Origin of the sequence: Streptomyces sp. NPDC005533 (genome assembly GCF_042871845.1) — a bacterium.
Classification (GTDB): domain Bacteria; phylum Actinomycetota; class Actinomycetes; order Streptomycetales; family Streptomycetaceae; genus Streptomyces.
Map to the genome: position 1 here is coordinate 1 of NZ_JBIAJH010000015.1, position 18866 is coordinate 18866.

At 73.0% G+C, this 18866-nt stretch carries 16 protein-coding genes, 2 tRNA genes and 1 pseudogene; 2 read left to right on the forward strand and 17 right to left on the reverse strand.

The annotated features are described in order from the left end of the window. Positions 1-91: 91 nt before the first annotated feature. Both ACFYP3_RS17220 and holA read right to left on the reverse strand, forming a co-directional pair. Entirely contained in the window at positions 92-883 is a 792-nt protein-coding gene (locus ACFYP3_RS17220) for an N-acyl homoserine lactonase family protein (protein ID WP_388832670.1), read from the reverse strand. 171 nt (positions 884-1054) lie between these two features. Continuing rightward, complete coding sequence (gene holA / locus ACFYP3_RS17225) at positions 1055-2047, reverse strand: DNA polymerase III subunit delta (RefSeq protein ID WP_388832674.1); 993 nt, start codon at positions 2045-2047, stop codon at positions 1055-1057. A gap of 76 nt (positions 2048-2123) precedes the next feature. Here holA and ACFYP3_RS17230 point away from each other — a divergent pair, with 76 nt between their 5' ends. Continuing rightward, on the forward strand, positions 2124-2366 hold the full coding sequence (locus tag ACFYP3_RS17230; protein ID WP_388832676.1) for a hypothetical protein: 243 nt from the start codon (positions 2124-2126) through the stop codon (positions 2364-2366). A 14-nt stretch (positions 2367-2380) separates the two neighbouring features. Here ACFYP3_RS17230 and ACFYP3_RS17235 read toward each other — a convergent pair whose 3' ends face one another. The 14 genes and pseudogenes from ACFYP3_RS17235 to ACFYP3_RS17300 form a co-directional block, all read right to left on the reverse strand. Continuing rightward, entirely contained in the window at positions 2381-3262 is an 882-nt protein-coding gene (locus ACFYP3_RS17235; protein WP_388832679.1) for a YceI family protein, read from the reverse strand. 136 nt (positions 3263-3398) lie between these two features. Then, positions 3399-5789, reverse strand: a pseudogene (locus ACFYP3_RS17240) (ComEC/Rec2 family competence protein); the annotation flags it as partial. Further along, the gene (locus ACFYP3_RS17245) at positions 5786-6628 is read right to left on the reverse strand and encodes a helix-hairpin-helix domain-containing protein (protein ID WP_388832682.1); all 843 of its coding nucleotides are present in this window, start codon (positions 6626-6628) and stop codon (positions 5786-5788) included. The pseudogene ACFYP3_RS17240 and the gene ACFYP3_RS17245, both read right to left, overlap by 4 nt. Positions 6629-6933: 305 nt before the next feature. Then, on the reverse strand, positions 6934-7779 hold the full coding sequence (locus ACFYP3_RS17250; protein WP_388832684.1) for a DegV family protein: 846 nt from the start codon (positions 7777-7779) through the stop codon (positions 6934-6936). Between the two features lie 228 nt (positions 7780-8007). Next, positions 8008-8730, reverse strand: a complete 723-nt coding sequence (locus tag ACFYP3_RS17255; protein ID WP_388832687.1) for a hypothetical protein — start codon at positions 8728-8730, stop codon at positions 8008-8010. 119 nt (positions 8731-8849) lie between these two features. Beyond that, the gene (leuS, locus tag ACFYP3_RS17260; RefSeq protein ID WP_388832690.1) at positions 8850-11720 is read right to left on the reverse strand and encodes a leucine--tRNA ligase; all 2871 of its coding nucleotides are present in this window, start codon (positions 11718-11720) and stop codon (positions 8850-8852) included. Between the two features lie 245 nt (positions 11721-11965). Further along, a tRNA-Ala gene (locus ACFYP3_RS17265) sits at positions 11966-12038 on the reverse strand. A gap of 130 nt (positions 12039-12168) precedes the next feature. Next, a complete protein-coding gene (locus ACFYP3_RS17270; RefSeq protein ID WP_008738908.1) occupies positions 12169-12402 on the reverse strand; it encodes a hypothetical protein in 234 nt (77 codons plus the stop codon). 143 nt (positions 12403-12545) lie between these two features. Next, a tRNA-Ala gene (locus tag ACFYP3_RS17275) sits at positions 12546-12618 on the reverse strand. A 133-nt stretch (positions 12619-12751) separates the two neighbouring features. Then, a complete protein-coding gene (locus ACFYP3_RS17280) occupies positions 12752-13408 on the reverse strand; it encodes a histidine phosphatase family protein (RefSeq protein ID WP_388833029.1) in 657 nt (218 codons plus the stop codon). Then, complete coding sequence (gene rsfS, locus ACFYP3_RS17285) at positions 13405-13851, reverse strand: ribosome silencing factor (protein WP_030008628.1); 447 nt, start codon at positions 13849-13851, stop codon at positions 13405-13407. The genes ACFYP3_RS17280 and rsfS overlap by 4 nt, the downstream gene beginning before the upstream one ends. A 119-nt stretch (positions 13852-13970) precedes the next feature. Continuing rightward, a complete protein-coding gene (locus ACFYP3_RS17290; RefSeq protein WP_388832695.1) occupies positions 13971-15656 on the reverse strand; it encodes an LCP family protein in 1686 nt (561 codons plus the stop codon). 24 nt (positions 15657-15680) lie between these two features. After that, on the reverse strand, positions 15681-16298 hold the full coding sequence (nadD, locus tag ACFYP3_RS17295) for a nicotinate-nucleotide adenylyltransferase (RefSeq protein WP_362808343.1): 618 nt from the start codon (positions 16296-16298) through the stop codon (positions 15681-15683). Positions 16299-16334: 36 nt separating this feature from the next. After that, positions 16335-16502 carry a hypothetical protein gene (locus ACFYP3_RS17300; RefSeq protein WP_351302428.1) on the reverse strand — a complete coding sequence of 56 codons (168 nt, stop codon included), beginning with the start codon at positions 16500-16502 and terminating at the stop codon, positions 16335-16337. 140 nt (positions 16503-16642) lie between these two features. Here ACFYP3_RS17300 and ACFYP3_RS17305 point away from each other — a divergent pair, with 140 nt between their 5' ends. Continuing rightward, the gene (locus ACFYP3_RS17305) at positions 16643-17725 is read left to right on the forward strand and encodes a M48 family metallopeptidase (RefSeq protein WP_388832699.1); all 1083 of its coding nucleotides are present in this window, start codon (positions 16643-16645) and stop codon (positions 17723-17725) included. Here the strand turns inward: ACFYP3_RS17305 and ACFYP3_RS17310 are convergent. After that, the gene (locus tag ACFYP3_RS17310) at positions 17709-18854 is read right to left on the reverse strand and encodes a hypothetical protein (RefSeq protein ID WP_388832702.1); all 1146 of its coding nucleotides are present in this window, start codon (positions 18852-18854) and stop codon (positions 17709-17711) included. The genes ACFYP3_RS17305 and ACFYP3_RS17310 overlap by 17 nt on opposite strands. Between the last annotated feature and the right edge of the window lie 12 nt (positions 18855-18866).

Genomic DNA, 18866 nt, shown 5'->3' on the forward strand with positions numbered 1-18866 from the left:
ACCAACCCAGGCCCTTCGTCTGGACAAAGACAGCCGACGAGATCCTCGACAGAGTCGCCGCCTACTGCCACCGAATCTCTGACTCAGGTCACTAGTCCCAGAACTCGCCGTCGTGCGGCAGTTCGGCGAAGTGGTCGGGGTCGTGGGAGAGGAACACGGGGATGCCGGCGCGGGACAGCGCGCGCAGGCGCCCGTAGGTGAGCAGCTTCTCCTCGATGTTCCAGTCGCTGGGCATGGGCGCGTCGCGGTCCAGTCCCTGTTGCAGGTGCGCGGCGTCGCCCATGAGGCCGATCCGTCCGTGGTGGGCGAGGTCCAGGACGACGCCCTGATGGCCGGGCGTGTGGCCGGCGGTGTGCAGGAGTTTGAGCGTGCCGTCATGGAACAGGTCCGTGTCGCCCCGGAGTTGCAGGAACTCGTAGTCCCGGCTGCCCGCGTAGTCGTTGAAGGCGTAGCCCCGCGCGGTCCAGCGGTCCGGCCACCACGCGTGGCGCAGCTCCTCGTGCTGGGCCACGTGCACGGCGTGCGGGAAGTAGGTCATGCCCCCGGCGTGGTCGAGGTGCAGGTGGGAGTAGAGGACGTACCTCACCTCGGCGAGCCGGTAGCCGAGGCGCTCCAGTTGCGCGTCGACGGCGTGGGCCCGGGTGAACCCCTCGGCCCCGTACGCCGCCCGCCGTCCCGGACCCCAGTGGGCCTCGGCGGCCTCGGGGTCGGCCACGCGGTGGTTGATCCCGGTGTCGAAGAGGATCAGCCCGTGCGTGGCGTGCTCGATGACGGCCACGGTCGAGGGCACGGTGATCGTGCCGGAGGCCCCGTACAGGAGACCGCTCATCGGCATGGTGAAGGGTCCGGCGTCCACCGTCGTCACGCGCACTCTGCCGGCCACGGAACCTCCCTCTCGCCCACCCGGACGCCCTTGCCGTCCGGTGGTGAGGGCGGCCTGGCCGACGGATTCCCCGTGTCCAGGCTAACCCTGACGCGGCGGCCCCACGCGTCGGCGAACGGCAGCCCGCCTCCTGGGCCCCCGGGCCCGCCCCGGTCCGGGGACGGAGGCGACCTAGCGGCGCTGCGGGCGGGCCGCGCGGGCCACCGCCACGACCGCTTTCTCCAGGGCGTACTCGGGATCGTCGCCGCCGCCCTTGACCCCCGCGTCGGCGGCGGCCACCGCCCGCAGCGCATCCGCGACGCCGTCCGCCGACCAGCCCCGCATCTGCTGGCGGACGCGGTCGATCTTCCACGGCGGCATCCCCAGGTCCCGGGCGAGGTCGCCGGGGCGGGCCCCGCGCGGGGCGGAGGCCAGCTTGCCGATGGCGCGTACCGCCTGGGCCAGGGCGCTGGTGATGAGGACCGGCGCCACCCCGGTGGACAGGGACCAGCGCAGGGCCTCCAGGGCCTCGGCCGCACGTCCCTCGACCGCCTTGTCGGCGACGGTGAAGCTGGAGGCCTCGGCCCGCCCCGTGTAGTAGCGGCCGACCACGGCCTCGTCGATGGTGCCCTCGACGTCCGCGCACAGCTGCGCGGCCGCACTCGCCAGCTCCCGCAGGTCGCTGCCGATCGCGTCGACCAGGCTCTGGCAGGCCTCCGGGGTCGCCGCCCGGCCCAGCGCGCGGAATTCGCCCCGCACGAACGACAGCCGGTCCGCGGCCTTCGTCATCTTCGGGCAGGCGATCTCCCGCGCGCCGGCCTTCCGCGCCGCGTCGAGCAGGGCCTTGCCCTTGGCCCCGCCCGCGTGGAGGAGGACGAGGATGATCTCCTCGTAGGGCGCGTCGAGGTAGGCCTTGACGTCCTTGACCGAGTCCGCGGACAGGTCCTGCGCATTGCGTACGACCAGCACCTTGCGCTCGGAGAAGAGCGAGGGGCTCGTCAGCTCGGCCAGCGTGCCGGGCTGGAGCTGCTCGGAGGAGAGGTCGCGGACGTCCGTGTCGGCGTCGGCGGCGCGGGCGGCCGCCACCACCTCCCGTACGGCACGGTCGAGCAGCAGCTCCTCCTGCCCCACCGCGAGGGTGAGCGGGGCAAGCGGATCGTCGGTGGGGTTCTTCCTGGTGGCCATCGGCTCCAGCATCCCATGCCGCACTGACAGTCCCCCGCCCCGCGGCCCCTCGCGCCGGATCCCTGAGAATGGTCGCGTGAACGTGCGACATGTACTCGTCCTGCCCGACCGCGACGCCGCCGAGGAGGTGGCGCAGGAGGCCGTCGACCGCTTCGGACTCCCGGAGGAACCGCAGCTGTTCCGCGACGCGCTGGCCGGCGAAGACGACGCCGAGGACGCCCAGTGGCTGGTCGTCGTCGAGGATCCGCAGGAACGGCTCGACGCCACCACGCTGGACGATCTCGCCGCCGAGTACGAAGGCTGGCTGGAAGCCCCGTAGGGGAGCGTCCGGGATCAGGCCTTGTGCACGATCTGGACGTCCAGCGTCACGTCCACGCTCGGACCGATCGCCGCGATCCCCTGCGCCAGCACCGACTGCCAGTTCAGGGCGAAGTCCTCGCGGTGCAGTTCGGTGGTGGCCCGGCAGGCGGCCCTCGGCTCGCCCTCCAGGCCCGTGCCGAGACCCAGGTACCGGGTGTCCAGGGTCACGGACCGGCTGACCCCGTGCAGGGTCAGGGCGCCGGCCACGGTCCAGCGGCTGCCGCTGCGGTGGATGAACCGTTCGCTGTAGAACTCCACCGTGGGATGCCGGACGGCGTCCAGGAAGTCCGCCGACCGCAGGTGGTCGTCCCGTAGCCGCAACCCGGTGTCGATGCTCGCCGCATCGATGATCACGTGCATGGACGAGTCCTCCATGCGCTCGGCGATCCGCACCGCCCCGGCGAACGTGTTGAACCGGCCGCGGATCCGGGCCATCCCGATGTGCCGGGCGGTGAAGGCGATGGACGAGTGCGTCGGGTCGAGCTCCCAGTGACCGGGCTGCGGCAGCAGCGGCGGCTCCACCGCGTCGAGGATGATCTCCCCGGTGCCCGGCTGCGCCGGGTCCCCCACGAGCGTCGCGCCGTGGAACGGCGCGTACCCCTCGGCGGTGACGGACAGCCGGTACTCCCCCTCCGGCACGGCCGCCGTGAAGCCGCCGAACGGGTCGGTCTCCCCGCTGACGATGCGGCGCCCGATCGGGTCGGTCACCTCGAACGTGGCCTGCCTGACCGGCTGGTGGACCGTGTCGAGAACCCGGCAGCTGAGCAGGCGCGCCGTCGGCGGCAGCGTCAGCGTCGCGGATGGCTGCGGGCTGGACGTTCCGGCCGACTCCATCCCCCGTCTGCGACTGAACATGGCTGATGCACCCCCGTGCTGTGTGGACTTGGACCGTTCTGGCGAAGACGCATTCGATCATGCTGTCGGGTTGTGGGCAAACAGAGCGGTCGCGCCCGGTATGACCGCGCCGGGACCGGCGCCGGTTGGCCGGAAACGCACGCATCCGAACGCCGGTTCCGCTGACGGCGATCGAGCCGTCGGTGTCGGTGCGCAGCACCGTCGACCCCACCGCCCGCAGGCGTGCGAGCGTACCCGGCGCGGGATGCCCGTAGCGGTTTTTTGTGCCGACGGGAACAATCGCGAGCCTCGGCCGGACCCGGGCGGTCAGCTCGGGGTCCTGGTGCGCGGAGCCGTGGTGGGCCACTTTGAGGACGTCCACCGGCCCAAGGTGCGGATGCTCCCTCAGGAGTGCCTGCTGTGCGGGTGGTTCGAGATCTCCGAGCAGGAGCAGGGTCAGGCCCGCGCCCCGCACCAGCAGGGCGACGCTGGCATCGTTGGGCCCGTCGGGCGGCGGTCCGGCCGCGGGCGGCCAGAGCACCTGCCATTCCAGCGGGCCGGCCCGGCGCCGCTCCCCCTGGGCCGCCCGTACGACGGGCACACCGGCGGCCGCCGCGGTCCGGCGGACGAACGCGGCCTGCGCCGCCGGCTCTTCCAGCGTGGTGGCCTCGATCACCCCCACGGACCGGCCCTTCAGCACCCCGGACAGTCCTCCGACGTGGTCGGCGTGAAAGTGCGTCAGCAGCAGCATCGGCACCCGGTGCACGCCCAGCGCGCGCAGGCAGCGGTCCACCGGGCCGGGCTCCGGTCCGGCGTCCACGACCAGGGCCTCGCCCGGGCCGACCGCGAGGACGGCGGCGTCCCCCTGCCCCACGGCGCACTGGACGTAGCTCCAGTCGGGCGGCGGCCAGCCGGTGAGCGTACGGGTGAGCTGCGGCGGCCGCAGCACGGCGAGGAGCAGCAGCACCGCCAGCGCGGAGCAGATCCACCGCCACCGCCACCGTCGCCCGATCCTTCCTGCCACGGTCACGACGGCGACGGTGGCCACCACAGCCCCGGCCAGCAGCAGGCCGCCGGTGAGCCCGCCCGGCCAGGGCAGCTCCGCCCCCGGCACCCCCGCCCCGGTCCGGGCCACCGCCGCGATCCACCCGGCCGGCACCCCCGCGCACCAGGCGAGCACCCGCGCGGCGGGCATCCACAGCGGGGCGGCGGCGAGCGAGGCGAAGCCGAGGACCGTCGCCGGACCCGCCGCGAGCTCGGCCAGCAGGTTGCACGGCACCGCCACCAGGCTGACCCGGGCCGCCAGCACCGCCACCACCGGCGCGCACACCGCCTGGGCGGCCGCGGCGGCCCCGAGCGCATCGGCGAGCCGCGGGCCCGTCCCGCGCCGCCGCAGGGCTTCGCTCCACCGGGGAGCGAGGGTGAGCAGCGCCCCGGTGGCCAGCACGGAGAGCAGGAAGCCGTAACTGCGGGCCAGCCACGGGTCGTAGAGCACGAGCAGCAGCACGGCCGCGCCCAGGGCCGGGATCAGGGACCTGCGCCGCCCGGTGGCGATGGCCAACAGGGTGACCGCCCCGCAGGCGGCGGCCCGCAGCACGCTGGGCTCCGGCCGGCACACCACCACGAACGCCAGCGTCAGGGCCGCCCCGCACAGGGCGGTCACCCGCAGCGAGAGCCCGAGCCGGGGTGCCAGCCCGCGCCGCTCGGCCCGCTGGGCGCGAGCCGGGGGCCCGATGAGCAGGAACAGCACCACGGTCAGGTTGGCCCCGGAGACGGCCAGCAGGTGCAGCAGGTCGGTGGCCCGGAAGGCCTCGTACAGGTCGGGCGGCACCCTGGACGTGTCCCCGACGACGAGCCCCGGCAGCAGGGCCCCGGCGTCCGGCGCGAGCCCCTCGGTGGCCTCGCGCAGCCCGGCCCGCAGCCGCCCGGCGATCCGCTGCGCGGTGTCCGGGCCGCCGGTCACCCGGGGCGGGGTGTCGGCGGCGGGACGGAGCAGCGCCACGGCCCGCTCCCCGCCCCCCGCCGGAGCCAGCCGGGCGACCACCGCCACCCGGGTGGACGGCTGCAGCCGGGCCCATCCCGCATGCCCGGCCAGCACCCGCACCGGGGTCTCGACCCGGGTGGCCGTCCCGTCGGGCCCGGTCACCCGGGTCACCACCGCGTCCAGCACCACCACCGGCGGCCCGCTCCCGCCGCGGGCGGCCCGCGGGTCGGACCCGACGGTGAGCTCGGCAAGGACGCGTGCATGCTCCCGCGCGAGCCCGGCGACCGGTCCGGCCCGTGCCTCGGCCCGCTGGAGCCCCGCCACCCCGGCCCCGGCTGCCGCGCAGAGCAGGGTCGCGGCCAGGGCCGGGGCGACCCTCCACAGGCAGCCCGGGCGCAGGTACCCGGCCAGGACCAGCAGGCCCGCTCCGGCCACCCCCAGCCCCACCCCGAGGGCGGTCCGGCCCGCGGGCGCGTCCAACGCGAGGGCGGCGGCCGCCCAGGCGGCCACGGCCGGCACCGCGAGACGCAGATCCACCGGCCCCGGCCCCTCGGGGCGGTTCACGGCCGCACCCGCGTACGCAGGTCGGCGAAGCGCCGCTCGCCGATGCCGTCGACCTGGCGGAGCTCCTCCACGGACCGGAAGCCGCCGCGTGCGGTACGGAAGTCGACGATGTGCTGGGCCAGCACCGGCCCGACCCCCGGCAGACCGTCCAGCTGCGCGACCGTGGCCGACCCCAGACTGAGCGGACCCGAACCCGGACCAGGGCCAGGTCCCAAGCCCCCTCCCGGACCGGCCCCGCCGGGCGACGGCGGCGCCGGGGCGCCCACCAGGACCTGCTCGCCGTCCACGAGCACCCGGGCCCGGTTCAGCCCGGTGGTGTCGGTGCCCGGACGCACTCCCCCGGCGGCGGCCAGCGCGTCCTCCACCCGGGAACCGGCGGGCAGCCGGCGCACCCCGGGGTCCCTGACTTTGCCGCTGACGTCCACGACGATCCGCGCGGCGCCGCCGGCACCACTGCCCCCGGCCGGCGCGGCAGCCGGCCCCGTGCCCGCCGGGGCCGCCGCCGCCGGGGCGACCAGCGCCGGGACGGTCACCGCCCGCGGCCGGGCCGACCAGTACTGCTGCCCGGCGAAGCCGACGGCGGCGACCAGCACCACCGTGACGGCGGCCACCGTGCGCGGCTCCACCGCGCACCGGGCCTGTAGCCACAGCGGCAGCCGCTCCCGCACGGCCAGCCTCCGCGCAGCCCCGGGCGACAGCCCCGCCTCCCCGAGCCGGACCGCCTCCCCGAGCCTGACCGTCTCCTCGGGCCGGGTCCCGGTACCGGGATCCGCTCCGGCCGGCGGCGACGCCTGCGGCGGACCGCTGCCGCCGAGCAGGGCCTCGGCCCGCCGGCGCACCGCGCCCGGCTCCGGAGGGGGAACCCGGTGCACCGGGCGCCCGCGGCGGCCGGGACGGTGGCGAAGCCGGCTGCCCGCTGAACGGCCGTCGGAGAGACGACCGTCGGAAGACCGGCCGTCTGAGAAACGGCTGTCGGAGGGACGGGGGCGGCCCGGACCGGTGGTGGCGCCGCCCGACGGATGCGAAGTACGCGTGCGAAGAGTCATGCCACGACGGTAGGGGCCCGCCCCGCCCCCCGTTCGGAGCCTTCAATTCCGGTGGACGACAAGCCCGTTGTGGATAACCGGGCCACTCGTTCCGGTGATCAGCGAGGGGAGACGACCGCCGCCAGCAGCCCCGGCCCGGTGTGCGCGCCGATCACCGCGCCGACCTCGCTGACGTGCATCTCGACCAGTCCGGGGATCCGCTCGCGCAGCCGCTGGGCGAGCTTCTCGGCCCGCTCCGGAGCCGCCAGGTGGTGCACCGCCACGTCGACGGCCGCGGACCCGGCGCGCTCGACGGCCAGCTCCTCCAGGCGGGCGATGGCCTTGGAGGCCGTACGCACCTTCTCCAGCGGCTCGATCCGCCCGCCCTCCAGCGTCAGCAGGGGCTTCACCGCCAGGGCCGAGCCGAAGAGGGCTTGCGCGGCCCCGATCCGGCCGCCGCGGCGCAGGTAGTCCAGGGTGTCGACGTAGAAGTACGCGGCCATCTCCGCCGCCCGCTTCTCGGCTGCCGCCACGGCCTCGTCCACGGAACCGCCGCCCTCGGCCACCTCGGCGGCGGCCAGCGCGCAGAAGCCCAGCGCCATCGCGATCATGCCGGTGTCCACGACGCGCACCGGCACGGGCGCGGTCTTCGCGGCGAGCACGGCGGCGTCGTAGGTGCCGGAGAGCTCGGCGGACAGGTGCAGGCTGACGATGCCGGTAGCCCCGGCGTCCGCGGCTGCCTTGTAAGCCCGGACGAACTCCTCCGGGCTGGGGCGCGAGGTGGTCACCGACCGGCGCTTCTGGAGGGCCACGGCCAGGCTGCGCGCCGAGATCTCGGTGCCTTCCTCCAGCGCTTCGCCGCCGAGCACCACGGTCAGCGGGACGGAGGTGATTCCGTGCCGCGCCATGGCCGGTTGGGGCAGGTAGGCCGTGGAATCGGTGACGATGGCGACAAGGCGGGACATGAGGCGGAGGTTACCGCCAGTGGGGCCTCGACGGCAGCCTGGGCCCCCGGACCCGGGCGGGCGCGGTCCGGGCGGGTGCGGTTCGGCGGGCTCTGCCGCGGTGGTGGCCGAGCCTACGGTGCGCGCGGCGGCCGAGTCCCGGAAAGCCCGGGTCCCGAGTCCCGGAAAGCCCGGGCCCCGGATCCCGGAAGGCCCGGGCCCCGGCGGGTCATGGCTGCGGAGGAGGTGTCAGCCGGCGCTCTCCGGGCGCGGCGCCTTCTGCCACGGGTACTGCACGGTCGGGGTCGGCGGGTTCAATGCGGCGGGCGGCGCCGCGGGGGTCGGCTTCGGCTTCGCAGCCGGCGCAGCCTGGGCGGACTGGGCGGCGTCCCACTCGGCGGCCGCGGCCGCCAGGTCGTCCGCCGGTTCGCGGGACCAGTCGCGCAGCGCGCCCGACTCCATCTCGATCTGCTCCGACAAGAGGGACAGGTCGTCCGCCGCGAACCGCCGGGCCCGGTCACGGGCCGCCCACCGCAGGGAGTCCGCGGCCTTGGTGATCTGTGCCGCGCGCTCGCGCAGGTCCGGGAGGAGCTCGGCGGTGCGCCGCCGGTCCGGCTCCTGCTCCAGCCGCTTCAGCTCACCGTCGAGCTCGTGCCCGTGCGCGCTCAGCTGCTCGAACAGCCCGAGGGACTCCCGCAGCGAGGCGTCCACGCGGACCCCGTCGGCCAGCGCCTGCTGGGTGGCGCGCATCGAGGTCCGCAGGTCCAGCCGCACCTGTGCCAGCGCCCCCACCACTCCGACCTGGCCGAAGCTCTTGGCCCGCAGCGTGGTGTCCTCGACCGTGCGCCGTGCCTGCACGACCGTGCGCTCCACGCCCCGCTTGGCCGCGCCCACCGCCTTGACCGTGAGGTACGCGCCGAGGCCGACGAAAGCCAGCAGCATCAGCGCGAAGATGATCAACGCGACCTCCATGACGGCCCCTTTCCCCAAGCGTCGCTCTTCCCCTCCACGGTAAACGCCACGGGCAGGCCAGGGGTTCCAATCGAACCCCCAACCTGCCCGTACGGGATCACCCCTATGCGGGGGCGCCCTCAGATGACGATGTTCACCAGCTTCGGCGCGCGCACGATCACCTTGCGGATCTCCGCACCGCCCAGCGCCGCCACGACGCCCTCATCGGTCACGGCCAGCTGCTCCAGGTCCGCCTCCGAGATCGTCGGCGGCACCTCCAGCCGCGCCTTGACCTTGCCCTTGACCTGCACCACGCACGTCACGCTCTCGTCCACGACGTACGCCGGGTCCGCGACCGGGAAGTCCTGGTGGACGACCGATTCCGCGTGGCCCAGGCGGCTCCACAGCTCCTCGGCGATGTGCGGGGCCAGCGGGGCGATCAGCAGCACCAGCCGCTCGGCGACCGAGCGCTCCAGCGGGCGGCCCGCCTTCGTCAGGGCGTTGTTCAGCTCGGTGATCTTCGCGATGGCGGTGTTGAAGCGCAGGCCCGCCATGTCCGCGCCGGCCCCGTCGATCGCCTTGTGCAGGGCGCGCAGGGTGTCCTCGCCCGGCTCGCCGTCGACGACGGTGACCCGGCCGGTCTCCTCGTCGACGATGTTGCGCCACAGGCGCTGCAGCAGGCGGTACTGGCCGACCACGGCGCGGGTGTCCCACGGACGCGAGACGTCCAGCGGGCCCATCGCCATCTCGTACAGGCGCAGGGTGTCCGCGCCGTACTCCTCGCAGATCTCGTCGGGCGTGACGGCGTTCTTCAGGGACTTGCCCATCTTGCCGTGCTCGCGCTTGACCGGCTTGCCCTCGTAGAAGTACGCGCCGTCGCGCTCCTCGACCTCGGCCGCCGGGACGTAGACGCCGCGCTCGTCGGTGTACGCGTACGCCTGGATCATGCCCTGGTTGAACAGCTTGTGGAACGGCTCCGCCGAGGAGACGTGACCCAGGTCGAACAGCACCTTCGACCAGAAGCGCGCGTACAGCAGGTGCAGCACCGCGTGCTCGGCGCCGCCGACGTACAGGTCGACGCCGCCGTGCGGCGCGCCCTCGCGCGGGCCCATCCAGTACTGCTCGATCTCCGGGTCCACCAGGGCCGACGCGTTGTGCGGGTCCAGGTAGCGCAGCTCGTACCAGCAGGAACCGGCCCAGTTGGGCATGGTGTTGGTCTCGCGGCGGAAGGAGCGCAGGCCGCGGCCGTCGCCCAGGTCCAGCTCGACGTTGACCCACTCGCCGTTGCGCGACAGCGGGGTCTCCGGCTTCGAGGTCGCGTCGTCCGGCTCGAAGGTGCGCGGCGAGTAGTCCTCGACCTCCGGCAGCTCCAGCGGCAGCATCGACTCGGGCAGCGGGTGCGCGACGCCGTCCTCGTCGTAGACGATCGGGAAGGGCTCGCCCCAGTAGCGCTGCCGGCTGAACAGCCAGTCGCGCAGGCGGAAGTTGACCGTCCCCTCGCCGATGCCGCGTTCGGTCAGCCACTCGGTGATCGCGGCCTTGGCCTCGACGACGCCCAGGCCGTCCAGCGAGATGCCCTCGCCGCTGGAGTTGATCAGCTTCGCGTCGTGGGCGACGAAGGCGTCGTCCCACTCGGCCGGGTCGATGTCGCGGCCGTCGGTCGGCTCGACCACGCAGCGGACGGGCAGCTCGAAGGCGCGCGCGAACTCGAAGTCGCGGGCGTCGTGGGCCGGGACCGCCATGATCGCGCCGGTGCCGTAGCCCATCAGCACGTAGTCGGCGATGAAGACCGGGACCTTCTGGCCGCTGACCGGGTTGACCGCGTACTCGCCGGTGAAGACGCCGGTCTTGTCCTTGGCCTCGGCCTGCCGCTCGACGTCCGACTTGGCCGCGGCCTGCTTGCGGTAGGCGGCGACGGCCTCTGCCGGGGTGGCGTGACCGCCGGTCCACACCTGGTGCGTGCCCTCGGGCCAGGCGGCCGGGACGAACCTCTCGACCAGGGGGTGCTCGGGCGCCAGCACCATGTAGGTGGCGCCGAACAGGGTGTCCGGACGGGTGGTGAAGACGGTGATCGCCTCGTCGCCCAGGGCGAAGTCGACGCGCGCGCCCTCGCTGCGGCCGATCCAGTTGCGCTGCTGCAGCTTGATGGCCTCGGGCCAGTCCAGCGCGTCCAGGTCGTCCAGCAGCCGGTCGGCGTACGCGGTGATCCGCATGTTCCACTGGCTCAGCCGGGACTTGAAGACCGGGAAGTTGCCGCGCTCGGACCGGCCGTCCGCGGTGACCTCCTCGTTGGCCAGTACGGTGCCCAGCCCGGGGCACCAGTTCACCGGCGCGTCCGAGGAGTACGCCAGCCGGTACCCGTTCAGTACGTCGGCCCGCTCGCCGGCGGTCAGCTCGGCCCAGGCACGGCCGCCGGGGACCTCGCGGGAGCCGTCCTCGAAGGCGGTGACCAGCTCGGTGATCGGCCGGGCCTGGCCCGCGTCGGCGTCGTACCAGGAGTTGTAGATCTGCAGGAAGATCCACTGCGTCCACTTGTAGTAGTCCGGGTCGATCGTCGCGAAGGACCGGCGCTTGTCGTGGCCCAGGCCCAGCCGGCGCAGCTGGACCTTCATGTTCTCGATGTTCGCCTCGGTGGAGACCCGCGGGTGCGTGCCGGTCTGCACGGCGTACTGCTCGGCCGGCAGGCCGAAGGCGTCGAAGCCCAGGGTGTGCAGGACGTTGTGGCCCGTCATCCGCTGGTGGCGGGCGAAGACGTCGGTGGCGATGTAGCCGAGCGGGTGGCCGACGTGCAGCCCCGCGCCGGACGGGTACGGGAACATGTCCATGATGAACTTCTTGGGCCGCGCGACCACTGCGGGGTCGCCGGCCAGGTCACCGGTCGGGTTCGGGGCCTCGTAGGTGCCCTGCGCGTCCCATACGTCCTGCCAGCGTGCCTCGATGTCGGCGGCCATGGCAGCCGTGTAGCGGTGCGCCTCGGCCGCCTCGGGGGCCGGGGTGTTCGTCTCGCTCATGATTTCTGAAGCTCCATCGATCGTCTTCGCCGTGTCTGCCTGCCCAAACGAAAAAACCCCTCGCACAGGAGGGGACGCCGCGCCGATGCCGACCTCTCGTGGGTCGGCGCTGATCAGCGCGGCTCGGTAAGCAGAAGGCGTACGGCACGCATGGCGTCAGGGTACCGCAGCACCCGTGGCGCCCGCTCGGACGACCGCACAACGAGAAGCGGGCCACCCGATCCGGGTGGCCCGCTTCTTCACTGTGGAGCTAAGGAGAATTGAACTCCTGACCTCCTGCATGCCATGCAGGCGCTCTACCAACTGAGCTATAGCCCCTTGTCTGCTTGCCGCTTCGGTTTCCCTTGCCGGTTCCCCTTGGCGACGTCCCAAACATTACACGGTCATGGCCCTGGTCCAAAAATCGGTTTCCACCGACTACGGGCCATGTCCGATTTGAACCAACTTGTCACGCTCTCGCGAACTGATAGAAGCGCTTGAGCGTGCAGTGCTCGTCGAGCAGCCGGCCGTAGATCGGCTCCCCTTCCAGCTCACGGTACGTCTCGATCGGGTCGCCTTTTATGATCAGCGCCCGCGCGCATTCCTCGCACCAGTACTGGTAGTCGGGGTTGACCGGGTCCATGTCCCGCACGATCGGCGTGCCGTTGTTGCACCAGTCGCACCGGCGCCGGTGTGCACCCATCCGTCAGCGACTCCCTCCCGCGTCGGGCCGTCGTCTCCCCCTCCGGCGGTCCGATTCTGCCATGCCGGTGCGGGCCAGGTCAGCAAACGCAAAGGGTACAAAAACAAGGATCCCGCCCCCTGTTGGGGACGGGATCCTGATTGTGGAGCTAAGGAGAATTGAACTCCTGACCTCCTGCATGCCATGCAGGCGCTCTACCAACTGAGCTATAGCCCCGCTCTCCGCCGCGCTCCCCCCGTCTCCGGTGTTCCGCGCTGCGAACAAGAAGAACTCTAGCCTGTGACCAGCCGGAAAGTGAAATCCGGGCGGCGGCCCCGGCAGGGAGCGGCAAGGAGCGGCAGGGAGCAGCTCAGTCGTCGTCGCCGAGCACCGGTTCCGGCAGGGTGCCGGCGTTGTGCTCCAACAGGCGCCAGCCGCGCGCGCCCTCACCGAGGACGGACCAGCAGCAGTTGGAGAGCCCGCCCAGGCCCTCCCAGTCGTACGCGTTCAGGCCCAGGAGGCGCCCGATCGTCGTACGGATGGTGCCGCCGTGGCTGACCACGACGAGGGTGCCGCCCTGCGGCAGCCGGTCGGCGTGCGCCAGCACCACCGGGGCGGCGCGGTCGGCGACCTCGGTCTCCAGCTCACCGCCGCCGCGGCGGACCGGTTCGCCGCGCTTCCACGCCGCGTACTGCTCGCCGTACTTGTCGATGATCTCGTCGTGCGTGAGGCCCTGCCACTCGCCGGCGTACGTCTCGCGCAGCGCCGCGTCGTGGGCCACGGGCAGCCCCGTGACGGAGGCCAGTTCGGCCGCCGTGGCGGAGGCGCGCCGCAGGTCGGACGCCACGATGGCAGCCGGCTTCAGCGAGGCGAGCAGCCGCGCGGAGCGGCGCGCCTGCGCCACACCCGCCTCGGTCAGCTCGATGTCCGTGGAGCCCTGGAAGCGCCGCTCCAGGTTCCACGCGGTCTGGCCGTGCCGCCAGAGGACGATCTTGCGTCCGGACTTGCCCGAGGTGCTCGCGCTCAGAACAGATCACCGTCCAGTTCGTCGTCGCCCGCCGCCTCGCGCAGCTTGGCGTGCTCCTCGGCCTTGCCGATGGTGAGCTTGGCGTCCTCGGGGAGCTCGATCTCGGGGCAGTCCTTCCACAGGCGCTCCAGCGCGTAGAAGACCCGCTCCTCGCTGTGCTGGACGTGGACGACGATGTCGACGTAGTCGAGCAGGATCCAGCGGGCGTCGCGGTCGCCCTCGCGGCGCACCGGCTTGGCGCCGAGCTCCTTGAGGAGGCGCTCCTCGATCTCGTCGACGATCGACTTGACCTGGCGGTCGTTGGGCGCCGAGGCGAGCAGGAAGGCGTCGGTGATCGACAGCACGTCGCTGACGTCGTACGCGATGATGTCGTGCGCGAGCCGGTCGGCCGCGGCCTGGGCGGCGGCGGTGATGAGCTCGATGGAGCGGTCCGTGGCGGTCACTGGCCATGCTTTCGGGTTGGCGGGCAGATCCTTACAAGGGTCTCATGTACCGCCGACACCGCCCGCGCGGAACGGCCCGCGCGGGCGAAAGCACCTCCGGTGACCGGGCCGGAGCCCGGTCAGGACGCCTTGTAGTCCTTGCCCAGGATCACCACGACCTCCGCGTTCACGGCGTTCTCGGCCTTCTTCACGACCGTCTCGGGCAGCCCCAGCGTCTTGGCGACCTCGATCGCGCGGTCGCGCTGCGCGTCGTCCTGGTACGTGATCTGCGAGGCGGCCGCGGTCTTGTCGGCCTTGCCGCCGTCCACGAAGGTGTAGCCGCCGTTGGTCAGCGCCGCCTTCGCCGCGATCTGCGCCTTCTCGTCGCCGTTGGCGTCCTTGAGGCCGACGCGCGGGGTGGCGCCGGGCTGCGCCTCGGCGGCGGATCCGCCGAGCACCTCCTTGACGACCTTCTTGTTGGCGTCGTCCGTGAGCGTGCCGTCCGCCTTCACGGCGAGGGTGTCGGTGCGGTAGGCGCCCACCTTGGCGTGCTCGCCGAGCCGGGCCAGCAGGGCGCCGAGCGTCTGCGCGTTCAGGGCCGGGTCGAGGATCTGGCCGATGCTCTCGACGGTCACGGCCGCCGCCTTCGGGTCGCTCGGGACCTTGCGCAGGACCGCCTGGAGCACCTTGCCCACGCGCTCCAGCTGCTTGGCCTCCGGTTCGCCCTGGCCGCGGTGGGTGGCGTAGGCGACGGCCATGGCGCCGCTCAGGCTCTGCTTCTGGCCCTGGGCCACGGCCGGGGTCTTGGCCGCGTCGTCGGCCGGGACCGCGGTGTCGGTGTCGACCTCGATGCCGCCGACCAGCTCGACCAGGTTCTCCAGGAAGGGGGTGTCCAGCCGCCAGGTGCCGCCGATGTGGGTGCCGAGCACCGAGTCGAGGGCTTCCCGGGTGCCGATGCCGCCCTCCTCGACGGCCTTGCCGAGGCCCGTCGCGGATCCGTCCTGGCCGGTGAGGGCGAGGGTGTTGGGCAGCAGGACGGTGGCGCCCTGCTTGGTGGTGACGTTGTCGACGAGCAGCGCCGAGGAGGTGCCGCCCTTCTTGGTGTTGTGCAGGTGGACGACGATCATGTCGCGCTTCTGCGCCGCGGCGGCGGTCGCCCCGGTCTTGTCCTGGCCGGGGCCGTCGAGGAAGGGCAGCTTGCCCGCGTACCAGAGGTAGCCGAGGCCGCCGACGACGAACACGGCGAGGACGACGATCAGCGCCACCACCCGGTTGCGGCCGCGGCGGCGGGCCTCCTCGCGGCGCTCGGTCCGGCTCTCGGTGAACTTGAGCCAGTCGATGACGTCCTCGGAGTCCTCGTCCGGCTGGTCGATGAAGGCGAACATCTCGGTGCGGTAGTCCCGGCCCGCCTCGGGCTCGCCGTCGGGCCGGCGCGGCTCGGGGACCTGGCCGGACCGGCGCTCGGCCGGGGCCGGCGTCTCGGGGGCGGCCGGCTGCGGGGCGCTCTGCTCCGGAGCGGCCTGCGGGGCCGCCTGCTGCGGGATCCACTGCTGGGTCTGCTGCGTGTCGTACCCGTAGCCGGGCGCCTGCACGTACTCCTGCTGCCCGTACTCCTGGGCGGCCGGCTGCTGCGCGTAGTACTGCTGCTGCGGTTGGCCGTAGTCCTGGTAGTCGTAGCCGTACTGCTGCTGCTCGTACTGCTGCGGCGCGGGCTGGACGGGCTGGGCGGGCACCTGGCCGTACACCGGCCGTCCGTACGCGTCGTAGCCGACGAGCTGCTGCTCCTGGGCGGCGTACGGGTCGTACGGATCCTGTCGGTCGTTCACCGCGGGGCCCCTCTCTCCGGAAGCTCAGGCTCCCCGGTACAGCTCACGCTTGTCGATGTAACGCACGACGCCGTCGGGCACCAGATACCAGACGGGATCCCCCTGGGCCACCCTCGCACGGCAGTCCGTGGAGGAGATCGCCAGCGCGGGCACCTCGACGAGGGAGACGCCGCCCTCGGGCAGCCCGTCGTCGGTGAGCACGTGGCCCGGGCGGGTGACGCCGATGAAATGGGAGAGCGAGAAGAGCTCGTCGGCGTTGCGCCAGGTCAGGATCTGTGCGAGCGCGTCGGCACCCGTGATGAAGAACAGGTCGGCGTCGTCGTTCAGCGCCTTGAGGTCCCGCAGGGTGTCGATCGTGTACGTCGGCCCGCCGCGGTCGATGTCGATGCGGCTCACCGAGAACTGGGGGTTCGACGCCGTGGCGATGACCGTCATCAGGTAGCGGTCCTCGGCGGGCGACACGGCCCGCTGCGACTTCTGCCACGGCTCACCGGTCGGCACGAACATCACCTCGTCGAGGTGGAAAAGGGCGGCCACCTCGCTGGCGGCCACCAGGTGTCCGTGGTGGATCGGGTCGAACGTCCCGCCCATCACGCCGAGCCGGCGCTTGACCGGACCGGTAGGCATCTCCTGCTCTCCCATGAGCGCAGAGCCTACTGGCCCGGCGGACCGGTCGGTCTAGCGGTCGCGGTTCAGGCGCGTGGTGACCCAGAGCATGAGCAGCAGGACGACGAAGGCACCGCCGCCGGTGAGGTACGGGTTCAGGCTGTCGTGGTTGCCGCCGTGCTGTTCGGCCCCCTCCGAGGCGAGGACGACCAGGTTGTGGGCGGTGGAGGCGAGGCTCATCAGGCAGGTACCTATCGAGTCGGGGAGCGGGCGGAGACTTCGCTCACATCGTATGCGGGGGCCTGGGGCACGCTCACGCCGACTCAGGCGTTGGAGAGGATAGACGCACGGCCAGGCAGGTCGATCCAGGGGAGGGCGCTATGACGGAGACGGGTTTCGAGAAGGCACCGGCGCGGGACCGCAGGAGGTTCCCCGGTATCTCCTCGCGGGCGTACGAGCACCCGGCGGACCGCTCGGCGCTGGTGGCGCTGCGCAAGCTGACCGGCTTCGACACCGTGTTCAAGGCCTTGAGCGGGCTGCTCCCGGAGCGGAGCCTGCGGCTGCTGTTCCTGTCGGACTCGGTGCGGGTGGGCGAGACGCAGTTCCCGCACCTGTACGCGATGCTGCGCGACGCCTGCTACATCCTGGACCTGGAGCGGGTCCCGCAGATGTACGTGCAGCAGGACCCGAAGCCCAATGCCATGTGCATCGGTCTGGACGAGCCGATCATCGTGGTGACCACGAGCCTCGTCGAGCTGCTCGACGAGGAGGAGATGCGGGCGGTGGTGGGCCACGAGGTGGGCCACGCCCTGTCGGGGCACTCCGTGTACCGCACGATCCTGCTGTTCCTGACGAACCTGGCGCTGAAGGTCGCATGGATCCCGCTGGGCAATGTGGCGATCACGGCGCTCGTGACCGCGCTGCGCGAGTGGTTCCGCAAGTCGGAGCTCTCGGCCGACCGTGCCGGCCTGCTGGTGGGGCAGGACGTGACGGCCTCGATGCGGGGGCTGATGAAGCTGGCGGGCGGCAACCACCTGCACGAGATGAACGTGGACGCCTTCCTGGAGCAGGCCGACGAGTACGAGAAGGGCGGCGACCTCCGCGATTCCGTGCTGAAGATCCTCAACATGCTGCCGCGCACGCACCCCTTCACCACGGTCCGGGCGGCCGAGCTGAAGAAGTGGTCGGAGAGCCGGGACTACCAGCGGATCATGGACGGCCACTATCCGCGCCGCGAGGAGGACAAGGACGCCTCCGTCGCCGACTCCTTCCGGGAGTCGGCCGCGCACTACGCCGACTCGGTGCGCACCAGCAAGGACCCGCTGTTCAAGCTGGTCGGCGACATCGCGGGCGGCGCGGCCGACATGGGCGGCAAGCTCCGCGACAAGTTCACCGGCGCCGGCGGCGGATCGGCGCCCGGCACCGGGCCGGCCGGCAAGGGCGGGGCTACGGAGCAGGGCTGACCTGGCTCTCCCCCGGGGTCGTGGAGGGCGCCAGTACGCCGCACAGCCCGGCCGTGCGCCGCGGCTGGCCGGTGGTGTACGGGTCGCTCGCGGGCGGGCCCACCGTGGTCGGGCCGGCTCCGGCCAGCACCGGGCGGAAGCCCCCGGCCGGGTCGCTGGAGCAGTCCTGCGGCCCGCCCATCACGTAGGCCGCGGCCAGCTCCAGCCGCCGGGCGTTCAGGTCGTCCCGGTCGAAGCGCAGCCGCAGCTCCCGCCGGACGGTGAAGAGCGAGGCGCCCTCGGCGGCGGCCGGGACGCCGGTGGCCGGCCGCACGGCGTACACGAAGGTGTGGTCGGTCATCACCTCCAGCACCTCGGGGGCGACCTCCGCGTAGGCGAGGCTCCCGCTCACCCGGACCCGGGAGTCGGCCACGACGGCGACGGCCGGGTCGAAGCGGACCAGCCAGCCGGTGACGGCGTGCCGGCCGTCGCCGGCGGGCGAGGTCGTGCTGTGGTCGAACTGCGCCAGTTGGTCGGGGTCGAGCAGGACGCGCACCGGCCGGTTCGCGGCTCCGGCCAGGACGTCGGGGTCCAGTGAGGAGTTCACCAGGTAGTCCTTGGCGATGGACAGCGCGGTGAGGATCTGGACGTCGGTGAAGTGGTCCGTGCGGCGCACGGCGGGCAGGGTGATCCCGGCCGCTCCGACGCGGTAGTCGGCGGCGGGGCTCTTCGCGTACAGGTCGGCGGGCCGCCCGCCGGGCACGGCGGTGGTCGGCGCGAGCGGGACCACGGTGCTGCTGAGTGCCTGGGCGTGTCCCGCGGGCGGGGGGACGTAGGGGTTGCGCAGCCCCATGTAGACGGCGGCGGCGAAGGCCGTGGCGATGAGCAGCACGAGCAGCATGCCCTGGCGGGCGCCGCGGCCGGGGGTGCCCGTCCGGGATCCGGCTCCGCCGCCCGACCAGATGGAGCGGCTGCGCACGGCCCGGGCGTGCTCGCCCATGCGTTCCTGTGCCGAGTACTCCTGGAGCCGGGCGGCCCGCACGAAGTCCTCGTCGAACACCACCGATCGGTACTCGTCCGACCGGAACTCGTCGTCGCCCCCGCCGATGTCTTCGGGGGTGCCGTTGGGCGGGTCTCCTGGAACGGCCATCGCTTCTCCCCG

Excerpts from the sequence above, each read along its gene's own strand:
- holA (WP_388832674.1), bottom strand. The coding sequence starts at position 2,047 with ATGGCCACCAGGAAGAACCCCACCGACGATCCGCTTGCCCCGCTCACC.
- ACFYP3_RS17235 (WP_388832679.1), bottom strand. The coding sequence starts at position 3,262 with ATGTTCAGTCGCAGACGGGGGATGGAGTCGGCCGGAACGTCCAGCCCG.
- ACFYP3_RS17250 (WP_388832684.1), bottom strand. The coding sequence starts at position 7,779 with ATGTCCCGCCTTGTCGCCATCGTCACCGATTCCACGGCCTACCTGCCC.
- ACFYP3_RS17255 (WP_388832687.1), bottom strand. The coding sequence starts at position 8,730 with ATGGAGGTCGCGTTGATCATCTTCGCGCTGATGCTGCTGGCTTTCGTC.
- leuS (WP_388832690.1), bottom strand. The coding sequence starts at position 11,720 with ATGAGCGAGACGAACACCCCGGCCCCCGAGGCGGCCGAGGCGCACCGC.
- ACFYP3_RS17270 (WP_008738908.1), bottom strand. The coding sequence starts at position 12,402 with ATGGGTGCACACCGGCGCCGGTGCGACTGGTGCAACAACGGCACGCCG.
- nadD (WP_362808343.1), bottom strand. The coding sequence starts at position 16,298 with ATGGGAGAGCAGGAGATGCCTACCGGTCCGGTCAAGCGCCGGCTCGGC.
- ACFYP3_RS17300 (WP_351302428.1), bottom strand. The coding sequence starts at position 16,502 with ATGAGCCTCGCCTCCACCGCCCACAACCTGGTCGTCCTCGCCTCGGAG.
- ACFYP3_RS17305 (WP_388832699.1), top strand. The coding sequence starts at position 16,643 with ATGACGGAGACGGGTTTCGAGAAGGCACCGGCGCGGGACCGCAGGAGG.
- ACFYP3_RS17310 (WP_388832702.1), bottom strand. The coding sequence starts at position 18,854 with ATGGCCGTTCCAGGAGACCCGCCCAACGGCACCCCCGAAGACATCGGC.